The following is an 11730-nucleotide window of genomic DNA, read 5'->3' on the forward strand; positions in this document are numbered from 1 at the left end:
GCCACGCAATTGCGCTATCGGCGGACAACGGAAAGAACCCGCGCCAACGGTGCTGCACCCGGGCGTGCGGGGGATGGTCCCACCGTAGAATGAGCCCATGATCGTTGGCATTGGGGTAGACGTAGTAGACATTGAGCGGTTCGGCCGCCAGCTGGAGCGCACACCCGGGCTGAGGGACCGCTTGTTCGTCCCCGCGGAGCGGGAACTGAACACCCGGTCCCTGGCTGCCCGGTTCGCGGCCAAGGAAGCCGTGGCCAAGGTCCTCGGCGCGCCCGCCGGAATGAACTGGCAGGACTGCTGGATCGGCCTGGACCAGAACGGGCCCACTGTCCAGGTGAAGGGCACCGTTCTGGCGGTTGCCGAGGCCAAGGGCGTCAAACGCTGGCACCTGTCCATCAGCCACGACGGCGGCATCGCCACCGCAACGGTACTGGCCGAAGGCTGACCCGGCGGCCGCCGCATGATCACCGCCTATACCGGAACCCAGGTCCGCGCAGCCGAAGAACCCCTCCTCGCCGCCGGGCGCGGAGAGGAACTCATGCTCCGCGCCGCGCACGGCCTGGCCACCGGCGTCGTCCATGAGCTTCGTTCACGCGGTGCCCGCCTGTACGGCGCCAGCGTGGTGGTGCTGGCGGGAACGGGCAACAACGGTGGAGACGGGCTCTACGCTGCTGCCTTCCTCGCCGCCCGGGGAATGCGTACGACGGCGGTACTCACCGGGGATGCCGCCCATCCGGGTGGGCTCGGTGCATTCGAGCGGGCCGGCGGCCGGGTGAACCGCCTCACTGAAGAGGCACTTCCGGAGCTGGCGGCGGAAGCCGCGCGCGCCGACGTCGTCATAGACGCCGTTCTGGGAACCGGCGCCAAGGGCGGCCTTCGGGGACTCGCCGCAGACTTTGTCCAGGCCCTTGCGGGCGCGCGGACAGCCGGCCGCGCCCAAGGCCTGGTGGTGGCCTGCGACCTCCCCAGCGGCGTCGACGCGGACAGCGGAGAGACCGCCGGCGAGGTGCTCATGGCGGACCTGACGGTGACGTTCGGGGGAGCGAAGTCCGGGCTTATGGCCGATCCCGGAGCCGACTATGCAGGCCGCGTCCTGGTGGTACCGATCGGGATTGAAGAGCACTTTCCGCAGCCGTCCCTGCGCAGACTTGAAGGTGCCGAGATGGCAGGCCTGCTGCCGCACCCCGCCCGGCGCGCCCACAAGTACTCCCGGGGTGTGCTGGGAGTGGTGGCCGGCTCTGAAGACTATCCCGGTGCCGCCGTCCTCGCCTGCCGTGGGGCGCTGGCCGCAGGCGCGGGCATGGTCCGGTACCTGGGTCCGCCGTCAGTGGCCCACCTGGTCCGCCAATCCTGCCCCGAGGTCGTGTGCAGCACGGGGAGCGTCGCGGAAAACCGCGTGCAGGCCTGGCTGGTGGGCTCCGGCATGGGCCCAAAGGACCATGACCAACTGGCCCGCGCCGGCGATGCCGTCACGTCCGGCCTGCCGGTCGTGGCTGACGCCGGCGCCTTGCCTGCCCTCCCGGACACGCTGGCGCCGCATGTGGTGCTGACCCCGCATGCCGGGGAGCTTGCCTCACTGTTCCAGCGGCTCGGTGGCGGCGAAGACCGGGAGGCCGTGGAAGCGGGTACCCTCGACGCTGTCCGCCGCGCTGCCGACCGTACCGGTGCCACCGTCCTGCTCAAGGGCGCCACCACGCTGGTGGCTTCGCCATCCGGCCAGACCTTCAGCCAGGCGGACGGCACCCCTTGGCTGGCCACCGCCGGGAGCGGGGACGTCCTGGCCGGTGTCATCGGCGCGCTGCTCGCCCAGGCGGGGTCCGCCGTCGAACCTTTCCGCCAGCTGGGCCTGGACGACGACGACCGCTGGGCAGCCCTGGCCGCACTCGGAGCCGCGCTGCATGGGCGCGCCGGGACGGCCGCGTCGGAGTCCGTGGCGGGCGGACCCGTCACGGCGGCCCGCATCGCGGAGGGTATACCTGAAATTTGGGGTAAAGTCAGCATGCTTAGTAAATATGGAGCCTGGAAACGTAATAGTCACAGCCAACCACTACGGTAGGCATTAGTTCGCACCAGCAGCAGGGGCGTTCCGATGCCCTCTGCTGCTGACCACAAAATGAGGAGCACGATGGAAGTCTGGCCTGGAACTGCCTATCCGCTGGGAGCGACCTTTGATGGCACCGGCACCAATTTCGCCCTGTTCAGCGAGCGGGCCGAGCGGGTCGAACTCTGCCTCCTGGCTGATGACCTGACCGAGACCCGGATCGAACTGACCGAGGTGGACGGCTATGTTTGGCACTGCTACCTGCCGCACATCCAGCCCGGCCAGAAGTACGGCTACCGCGTCCATGGTCCGTACGACCCCGCAAGCGGAAACCGTTTCAACCCGAACAAACTGCTGATGGATCCTTACGCCAAGGCCATCCAGGGCCAGATCGACTGGGACCCGGCCCTGTTCTCCTACGAGTTTGGCGACCCGGACTCCCGCAACGACGCCGACTCCGCCCCGCACACCATGCACGGCGTGGTCATCAACCCGTTCTTCGAATGGGACGGCGACCGCCAGCTGCGGATTCCCTACCACCAGTCCGTGATCTACGAAGCCCACGTCAAGGGCCTGACCGAACTCCACCCGGAGATTCCCGAAGAGCAGCGCGGCACCTACGCCGGCGTGGCGCATCCGGCCGTGATTGAGCACCTGAAGAAGCTTGGCGTCACCGCCATTGAGCTCATGCCGGTCCACCAGTTCGTCAATGACGGAACCCTGGTGGAGAAGGGGCTGAACAATTACTGGGGCTACAACACCATCGGGTTCTTCGCCCCGCAGAACACCTACAGCGCCACCGGCGACGTCGGGCACCAGGTCCAGGAGTTCAAGGCCATGGTCCGCGACCTGCACCGGGCCGGCATCGAAGTGATCCTCGACGTCGTCTACAACCACACCGCCGAAGGCAACCACCTTGGCCCCACGCTGTCCTTCAAGGGCATCGACAACCAGGCCTACTACCGCCTGGTGGACAACGACCTCAAGCACTACATGGACTACACCGGCACGGGCAACTCGCTGAACGTACGCCACCCGCACTCCCTCCAGCTGCTGATGGACTCCCTTCGCTACTGGGTCACCGAGATGCACGTGGACGGATTCCGGTTCGACCTCGCCTCCACCCTGGCCCGCGAGTTCTACGACGTGGACAAGCTCTCAACGTTCTTCGAACTCATCCAGCAGGATCCGATCGTTTCCCAGGTCAAGCTCATCGCCGAGCCGTGGGACGTTGGCCCCGGCGGCTACCAGGTGGGCAACTTCCCGCCGCAGTGGACGGAGTGGAACGGTAAGTACCGCGACACCGTCCGCGACTTCTGGCGCGGCGAACCGGCCACCCTGGGCGAATTCGCATCCCGCCTGACCGGTTCCGCAGACCTCTACGAAAGCTCCGCCCGCCGCCCGGTGGCGTCGATCAACTTCGTCACCGCCCACGACGGCTTCACCATGCGAGACCTCGTTTCCTACAACGAAAAGCACAACGAGGCCAACGGCGAAGGCAACAACGACGGCGAATCGCACAACAGGTCCTGGAACTGCGGCGTTGAAGGCGACACGGACGACGACAAGGTCCTGACCCTGCGGGCCCGGCAGCAGCGGAACTTCATCGCCACCCTGATGCTCTCGCAGGGCGTGCCCATGCTGCTGCACGGCGACGAACTGGGCCGCACGCAGCAGGGCAACAACAACACCTACTGCCAGGACTCCGAGCTCAGCTGGGTCCACTGGGAAGCCATGGACCAGCCGCTGGTGGAATTCACCGCGTTCGTCAACAAGCTCCGGCACGACCACCCCACGTTCCGGCGCAGCCGCTTCTTCGACGGCCGCCCGGTAGTCCGTGGTGAGGGCGAAAAGCTCCCGGACATCGTCTGGCTGAAGACCGACGGCACCGAGATGCGGCCCGAAGACTGGGGAAGCGGCTTCGGCCGGACCATCGGCGTGTTCTACAACGGCGACGGCATCCAGGAGCAGGATTCACGCGGCCGCCGCATCACCGACGACAGCTTCATCATGGCGTTCAACGCCCACGACGACGTCGTGGACTTCTGCCTGCCCTCGGACGAATACTCCCAGTACTGGGAAGTCCTGATCGATACGGCAGCGCAGGCCGAAGCCTACGAACCGCTCAAAGCCGGCGCAACCCTGGCGCTGGATGCCAAGTCGATGGTGGTACTGCGCGCCTACTCAGGCCCCGAGACTGAAGTGGATACCTCGGCAGCCGCGTCCCTGGCCTCCATGGCAGAACACGAAGAGGCCCAGGGGGAGATGGTGGAGGCCCAGACCAAGGCAGCGGAGGCGAGCGAGGCGCGGGCAACCGAAGCCACCGAAGCCGCCGACGCAGCTGACGAAAAGGCAACCGAAACGGGTGCCACAAAGGCAACCGACAAATGAGGACGCCGACTTCCACCTACCGGCTCCAAATCCGGAGCAGCTTCACCCTCTTCGACGCCGCAGAGAAGGTCCCGTACCTGAAGGACCTCGGCGTGGACTGGGTGTACCTGTCTCCCATCCTTACGGCGGAGGAGGGCTCGGACCACGGCTACGACGTAACCGACCCCTCTGCCGTCGACCCTGAACGCGGCGGCCCCGAAGGCCTCCTGGCCCTCTCCATGGCGGCCCGCGAGCACGGCATGGGCGTCCTGGTGGACATTGTGCCGAACCACGTGGGCGTGGCCTCACCGCCACAGAACCCGTGGTGGTGGTCGCTGCTGAAGGAGGGCCGCGAGTCCCCTTACGCCGAAGCCTTCGACGTCGACTGGGAACTGGGCGGCGGAAAAGTCCGGCTTCCCATGCTGGGATCGGACGCCGACCTGGACAAACTTGAGGTCAAAGACGGCGAACTCCGCTACTACGACCACCGGTTTCCGCTGGCCGAGGGCACGTACACCGAAGGGGACTCCCCGCAGGACGTCCACGCCCGCCAGCACTACCATCTGATGGACTGGCGCCGTGCCGATGCCGAGCTGAACTATCGGCGCTTCTTCGCGGTGACCACCCTCGCCGGGATCCGGGTCGAGGTACCTTCCGTCTTCGAACAGGCGCATGCGGAGGTAGGCCGCTGGTTCACCGAGGGCCTGGTGGACGGGCTCCGTGTGGACCATCCGGACGGCCTCGCGGATCCCGCCGGCTACCTCCGGTGGCTCAAGGACCTCAGCGGCGGTGCCTACGTCCTGGTGGAAAAGATCCTGGAACCGGGTGAAGTCCTGCCCCAGGAGTTCGCCTGCGAGGGCACCACCGGTTATGACGCGCTGGCCGACGTGGACAGGGTCTTCGTGGACCCGGCAGGCCAACAGGGCCTCGACGCCCTGGATTCCGGTCTGCGTGGTACCGCGGAACCGGCGGACTATGCAGCCATGATCCGCGGTACCAAGCGCATGATTGCCGATGGCATCCTGCGTTCGGAGGTGCTGCGGCTGGCCCGGCTGGTTCCCGGGTCGTACGGGCTCAGCGTGGACCAGGCAGCCGACGCCATCGCCGAGATCATCGCATCCTTCCCGGTGTACCGGTCCTACCTGCCGGTAGGCGCCGACGTCCTCAAGGAAGCCTGCGAATCCGCCGCAGCGCACCGGCCGGAGCTGGACGTCGCGGTGGGCACCCTCCTCCCGCTGCTCCTGGACCCTGCCAACCCCATCGCCATCCGGTTCCAGCAGACCTCCGGCATGGTTATGGCCAAGGGCGTGGAGGATACCGCGTTCTACCGCTACACCCGGCTGGGCACCCTGACCGAGGTGGGCGCCGAACCCACCGAATTCGCCGTGGCCCCGGAGGAATTCCACCGGCGGATGCAGCGGCGCCAGCAGGACCTGCCGCTGTCCATGACCACCCTGTCCACCCACGACACCAAGCGCAGCGAGGACGCTAGGGCCCGGATCTCGGTCATCGCCGAACTACCGCGGGAGTGGGCGGAAACGCTGGACACGCTGCGTGGCCTGGCGCCGATCCCCGACGGCCCGTACGAGAACCTGCTGTGGCAGGCAATCATCGGCGCCTGGCCCGCCAGCCGTGAGCGGTTGCAGGGGTATGCGGAAAAGGCCGCCCGGGAGGCGGGCAACTCCACCACGTGGACCGATCCCAACGAGGACTTCGAGTCCAAGGTGAAGGCCGCCGTGGATACGGTGTTCGACGACGCGAAGGTTGCCAAGGTGGTCGCGGACTTCGTGGCCCGCATCGACGCCTTTTCCGCAGCCAATTCGGTGTCGGCAAAGCTGGTCCAGCTGACCATGCCGGGTGTGCCGGATGTATACCAGGGCAGCGAGTTCTGGGAACGGTCACTCACGGACCCGGACAACCGCCGGCCGGTGGACTTTGCTGTCCGGCAGGCGGAGCTGGCAAAGCTCGACGCCGGACAGTTGCCGGCCGCGGGCACGGAAGCCAGCAAGCTTCTGGTCACCTCGCGGGCGTTGCGCCTGCGGCGGGACCGGCCCGAGCTGTTCCAGGACTACGCTCCCGTGGCCGCCACCGGGGCCGCAGCAGATCACCTGCTCGCGTTCTCCCGCGGAACCGAGGCCTCCTCCGGTGTGCTGGCGCTTGCTACCCGGCTCCCGGCCGGACTGGAAGCCGGCGGCGGCTGGCGGGACACCGCCGTCGACCTTTCCACCGCCATGCGCGACGAACTGACGGGAGCCGGCTACGGACCGGGCCCGGTTGCCGTGGCCGAGCTGCTGGGCACCTACCCGGTGGCCCTGCTGGTCCCCGTGGATGGAGGGAACGAATGACGCTCGTCAACGCTGGCCCCGGGCGGTTCGATGTGTGGGCGCCGGACGCTTCATCGGTGGTCCTGCAGGCCGATGGCCGTGCATACCCCATGCAGAAAATGGACACGGCTCCCGGATCCGAGGGATGGTGGACCGCACCTGACGCCCCGGCCGGCGGCGAGGTGGACTACGGCTACCTGCTGGACGGGGACTCCACTCCCGTCCCGGATCCAAGGTCGCGCCGCCTGCCCGCCGGTGTGCACAAGCTGTCCCGCACCTACGATCCTGCCTCCTTCGCGTGGCAGGACACGAGGTGGCGCGGCAAGGACCTGCAGGGTTCCGTGATCTACGAACTCCACGTGGGCACCTTTACTCCCGAAGGAACCCTGGATGCCGCGGTGGACAAGCTGGGCTACCTGGTGGACCTGGGCATCGACTTCGTGGAGCTGTTGCCGGTCAACGGGTTCAACGGAACGCACAACTGGGGCTACGACGGCGTCCAGTGGTACGCGGTGCACGAGGGCTACGGCGGGCCGGCCGCGTACCAGCGGTTCGTGGATGCCGCCCATGCCGCCGGGCTCGGCGTCATCCAGGACGTGGTGTACAACCACCTGGGACCCAGCGGCAACTACCTGCCCAAGTTCGGCCCGTACCTGAAGCAGGGCGATGCCAACACGTGGGGCGACTCGGTGAACCTGGACGGGCCAGGTTCGGATGTGGTGCGCGAATACATCCTGGACAACGCGGCCCTGTGGCTGCGCGACTACCACGTGGACGGACTCCGCCTCGATGCCGTGCACGCGCTGCGGGATGAGCGCGCAGTCCACATCCTTGAGGAATTGGGCGCTTTGGGCGACGCTGTCTCGGCTGAAACCGGGCTGCCCAAGACCCTCATTGCCGAATCGGACCTGAACAATCCGCGCCTGATCTACCCCCGGGACGCCAACGGGTACGGCCTGGCCGGCCAGTGGAGCGACGACTTCCACCACGCGGTACACGTCAATGTCAGTGGCGAGACCACCGGCTACTACTCCGACTTCGAGTCCTTGGCCGTGCTGGCCAAGGTGCTGAAGGACGGGTTCCTGCACGACGGCAGCTACTCCAGCTTCCGAGGCCGGCACCACGGGCGGCCTATCAACGGTGCCCTGGTGCACCCGGAGGCACTGGTGGTCTGCAACCAGAACCACGACCAGATCGGCAACCGGGCAACGGGGGACAGGCTCTCGCAGTCCCTGTCCTACGGTCAACTGGCTGTGGCCGCGGTGCTCACCCTGACCTCGCCATTCACGCCCATGCTGTTCATGGGCGAGGAATACGGTGCCACCACGCCGTGGCAGTTCTTCACCTCCCACCCGGAACCGGAGCTTGGGAAAGCCACCGCGGAAGGGCGCATCAGGGAGTTCGAGCGCATGGGGTGGGATCCCGCCGTCGTGCCCGATCCGCAGGACCCGGAAACCTTCCGCCGGTCCACGCTGGACTGGGCCGAGGCCACCACGGGCGAGCACGCCCGGTTGCTGGAGCTGTACCGGTCGCTGACGGCGCTGCGCCGCTCCCATCCGGAGCTGGCAGGCCTTGGCTTTGACGGCACGCAGGTGAAGTTTGACGACGACGCCGGCTGGCTGCGGTTCCGCCGCGGTTCCGTTGAGGTGCTGGTGAATTTCACCGACGCGAAGGTACGCCTCGACGCTTCGGGGAACGTCCTGCTGGCCACGGATGACGGGACCGGCCTGGACGGCGGCTACCTGGCCTTGGCTCCGTGGAGCGCGGCCATCCTCGCGTCCTAGGAAGGAGAAGTTACGCCGCGGGCATCCGCGGCGTAACTTTTCTGCTGAGCGCTAACACATGATGTGCAGCGCGTCACAACTGGCAGGATGGAACCCATGACTTATTCAGCAGCGGACGACCGCTACGACTCCATGCCTTACCGCCGTGTCGGCCGCAGCGGACTCAAACTCCCTGCCATCTCCCTGGGCCTCTGGCACAACTTCGGCGACGACAAGCGCTTTGAAGAGCAACGGGACATCCTGCGCCGGGCCTTCGACCTCGGCGTGAACCACTTCGACCTCGCCAACAACTACGGGCCGCCTGACGGCTCCGCCGAAACCAACTTCGGCCGCCACCTCAAGGACGACTTCAAGCCCTACCGGGACGAACTGGTGATCTCCACCAAGGCCGGCTATTACATGTGGCCCGGCCCGTACGGCGAATGGGGATCCCGCAAGTACCTGATCTCCAGCCTCGACCAGTCGCTGCAACGCATGGGCCTTGATTACGTGGACATCTTCTACAGCCACCGGCCCGATCCCGAGACGCCGCTGGAAGAGACCATGGGCGCCCTGGACTACGCGGTCCGGTCCGGCAAGGCACTCTATGCCGGCATCTCCTCCTACACTCCTGAGCAGACGCTTGAGGCAGCCCGGATCCTGAAAGAGATGGGAACGCCGCTGCTCATCCACCAGCCCAGCTACTCCATGCTGAACCGCTGGACCGAGGACGGATCGCCCAACCTGTACGAGGCGCTGGACCAGGTGGGCGCCGGGTCCATCGCATTCTCGCCCCTCGCCCAGGGGATGCTCACCGACCGCTACCTCCATGGCATCCCGGAAGATTCCCGTGCCGCCAAGGCCCGGTTCCTTTCCGAGGACTCCATCACTGAAGAGAAGCTGGACCGGGTCCGCGGGCTGCGGCGAATTGCAGAGGGCCGCGGACAGTCACTGGCCCAAATGGCCATCGCCTGGATCCTGCGCGACCAGCCGAAGGGCTCACCGGTCACCTCTGCCCTGGTGGGCGCCTCCAGCGTCAGCCAACTCGAGGACACACTCTCCGCCATCAACAACCTCGAGTTTTCCGCCGACGAACTCACCGCCATCGACGAGTTCGCCGTGGAGTCCGATATCAACCTCTGGAAGCAGGAGTCGTAACGTCCGCTTCGACGGACAGCGCTGACGAAGCTTTCTTACGCAGCGGGACCCGGCGCAGCAGCGCCGGGTCCCGCTGCGTTGGGTAGTATGAAAAGGCGCCGTGCGGCGCCGTGCCAGCCGGCCGCCGTCGGACTTCCTGCGGAGCCATACCCGGCCGGCTGACGTTTGTTCCCAAAGGAGTTTTGTGTCTTCACATCCGATCCGTGTTGCAATCGTTGGCGTGGGCAACTGCGCCGCTTCGCTGGTGCAGGGCGTCCAGTACTACAAGGATGCCGATCCCGCGGAGACCATTCCGGGCCTGATGCACGTTGAGTTTGGCCATTACCACGTGGGCGACGTTGAATTTGTTGCCGCGTTTGACGTCGACGGCAAGAAGGTCGGCGTTGACCTCTCCGACGCCATCCTGGCCAGCGAGAACAACACCATCAAAATCGCTGACGTTCCGCCCACGGGTGTGACGGTCCAGCGCGGCCACACCCTGGACGGGCTGGGCAAGTACTACCTCGAGACCATCGAGGAATCCACCGAAGAACCCGTGGACGTTGTCCAGGCGCTCAAGGATGCCAAGGTGGATGTCCTGGTCTGCTACCTGCCCGTGGGTTCGCAGAAGGCGGCAGAGTTCTACGCGCAGGCCGCCATTGACGCCGGCGTGGCCTTCGTCAATGCGCTGCCGGTCTTCATCGCCGGCACCAAGGCGTGGGCCGACAAGTTCACCGCCGCGGGCGTGCCGATCGTGGGCGACGACATCAAGAGCCAGATCGGTGCGACCATCACGCACCGCGTCATGGCCAAGCTGTTCGAGGACCGCGGCGTGACCCTGGACCGGACGTACCAGCTGAACGTCGGCGGGAACATGGACTTCAAGAACATGCTTGAGCGCGACCGGCTTGAGTCGAAGAAGATCTCCAAGACCCAGGCGGTGACCTCGAACGTTGAGGCGGAACTGGCTGCGAAGGACGTGCACATCGGCCCGTCGGACTACGTGCAGTGGCTCGATGACCGCAAGTGGGCGTTCGTGCGCCTGGAGGGCCGGAACTTCGGTGACGCCCCCGTCTCGCTGGAGTACAAGCTCGAGGTCTGGGACTCGCCGAACTCGGCCGGTGTGATCATCGACGCGATCCGTGCGGCGAAGATCGGCCTGGACCGTGGCATCGGCGGTCCGCTGCTGTCGGCGTCGAGCTACTTCATGAAGTCCCCGCCGGAGCAGTTCAACGACGACCTCGCCCGCGAAAAGGTCGAAGCCTTCATCCGCGGCGACCTCGAACGCTAGCACCCCTCGAACGCTCCCTCACCCGTACAGGTGGGGGAGCGTTCCTGCTTAACCACGCCCGCTCACCTTTGACGTGTTTTCCTGAAACGCCCGCTCACGTTTGACGTGTTTTCCTGAAACGCCCGCTCACGTTTGACGTGTTTTCCGCGATTAGCTGAGGGTGCGATCCTCTATCCAGCGGGTTTCACTCGTTGGCGAAGCCCGAGGCGGCCACAGGATTGGCGGCGGAATTCCTTAGGGCATGCCTGATTCTCTTGAGCGCTCCCGCAAAACCGTCCTCCTGATCGGGCTTTACGACGATGATGACGGTCCAGCCGGCTCGTTCGAAGGCCTTGTTCCTGCGCCGATCGATCTGTTGCTGCGGTTCAAAAAGGTGATGGCCGCCGTCGTACTGAATAGCAACTCTGGGCAGACGAAAGCCGAGGTCGGCCGATGGCGAGCGGGGGTCCCCCGGACGAAGTTCTATCTGCAGCTCCGGTTCAGGAAGACCGGCGTCCAGCATGGACAATCGAAGGAATGTCTCCGGCGCAGAGTCCGCCCCTACCCGCATAAGGTCCAGTGCTTGCCGGGCGCGGACAACGCCTTGAAGATTTGGATGTCGGCCGACCAAAGCCTTTAGTTCCCCAAGTGTTGAGTACGCGCCCTCTCTGCCTTCGAGGTCAGGCCGTGGTCTCCGGATGAGCTGGTCTCCCGCAGCCACCAAATCGTTCAATGGGAGTAGCCGTGCCAAATCCAGCCACGTCCGGGCACGGGTGCTGAGCCACATCCCTTCAACGCACTCAATCTCGCCAGGCTTCACAATGA

General features: G+C 66.1%; 8 protein-coding genes. 7 read left to right on the top strand and 1 reads right to left on the bottom strand.

What is annotated here, in order from left to right:
- Window positions 1–97 precede the first annotated feature (97 nt).
- The 7 genes from DC347_RS03025 (at window position 98) to DC347_RS03055 (ending at window position 10926) form a co-directional block, all read left to right on the top strand.
- On the top strand, window positions 98–445 hold the full coding sequence (locus DC347_RS03025; protein WP_018760400.1) for a holo-ACP synthase: 348 nt from the start codon (window positions 98–100) through the stop codon (window positions 443–445).
- A 15-nt stretch (window positions 446–460) separates the two neighbouring features.
- Window positions 461–2056 carry an NAD(P)H-hydrate dehydratase gene (locus tag DC347_RS03030; RefSeq protein WP_109044387.1) on the top strand — a complete coding sequence of 532 codons (1596 nt, stop codon included), beginning with the start codon at window positions 461–463 and terminating at the stop codon, window positions 2054–2056.
- A 69-nt stretch (window positions 2057–2125) separates the two neighbouring features.
- Window positions 2126–4432, top strand: a complete 2307-nt coding sequence (gene glgX / locus DC347_RS03035) for a glycogen debranching protein GlgX (RefSeq protein WP_109044388.1) — start codon at window positions 2126–2128, stop codon at window positions 4430–4432.
- Window positions 4429–6756 (top strand): malto-oligosyltrehalose synthase, encoded by a 2328-nt coding sequence (gene treY, locus DC347_RS03040; RefSeq protein ID WP_109044389.1) that lies wholly within the window; start codon window positions 4429–4431, stop codon window positions 6754–6756. The genes glgX and treY overlap by 4 nt, the downstream gene beginning before the upstream one ends.
- Entirely contained in the window at window positions 6753–8519 is a 1767-nt protein-coding gene (gene treZ, locus DC347_RS03045) for a malto-oligosyltrehalose trehalohydrolase (protein WP_109044390.1), read from the top strand. The genes treY and treZ overlap by 4 nt, the downstream gene beginning before the upstream one ends.
- A 96-nt stretch (window positions 8520–8615) precedes the next feature.
- Entirely contained in the window at window positions 8616–9656 is a 1041-nt protein-coding gene (mgrA, locus tag DC347_RS03050; RefSeq protein WP_109044391.1) for an L-glyceraldehyde 3-phosphate reductase, read from the top strand.
- Between the two features lie 184 nt (window positions 9657–9840).
- On the top strand, window positions 9841–10926 hold the full coding sequence (locus DC347_RS03055) for an inositol-3-phosphate synthase (RefSeq protein WP_109044392.1): 1086 nt from the start codon (window positions 9841–9843) through the stop codon (window positions 10924–10926).
- 184 nt (window positions 10927–11110) lie between these two features.
- On the opposite strand, the gene DC347_RS22155 is transcribed toward DC347_RS03055, so the two are convergent.
- Window positions 11111–11434: a hypothetical protein gene (locus tag DC347_RS22155; RefSeq protein WP_368665737.1), complete on the bottom strand. Its 324-nt coding sequence runs from the start codon at window positions 11432–11434 to the stop codon at window positions 11111–11113.
- Window positions 11435–11730: the final 296 nt, after the last annotated feature.

This window comes from Pseudarthrobacter sp. AG30 (genome assembly GCF_003116525.1).
Lineage (GTDB): Bacteria > Actinomycetota > Actinomycetes > Actinomycetales > Micrococcaceae > Arthrobacter.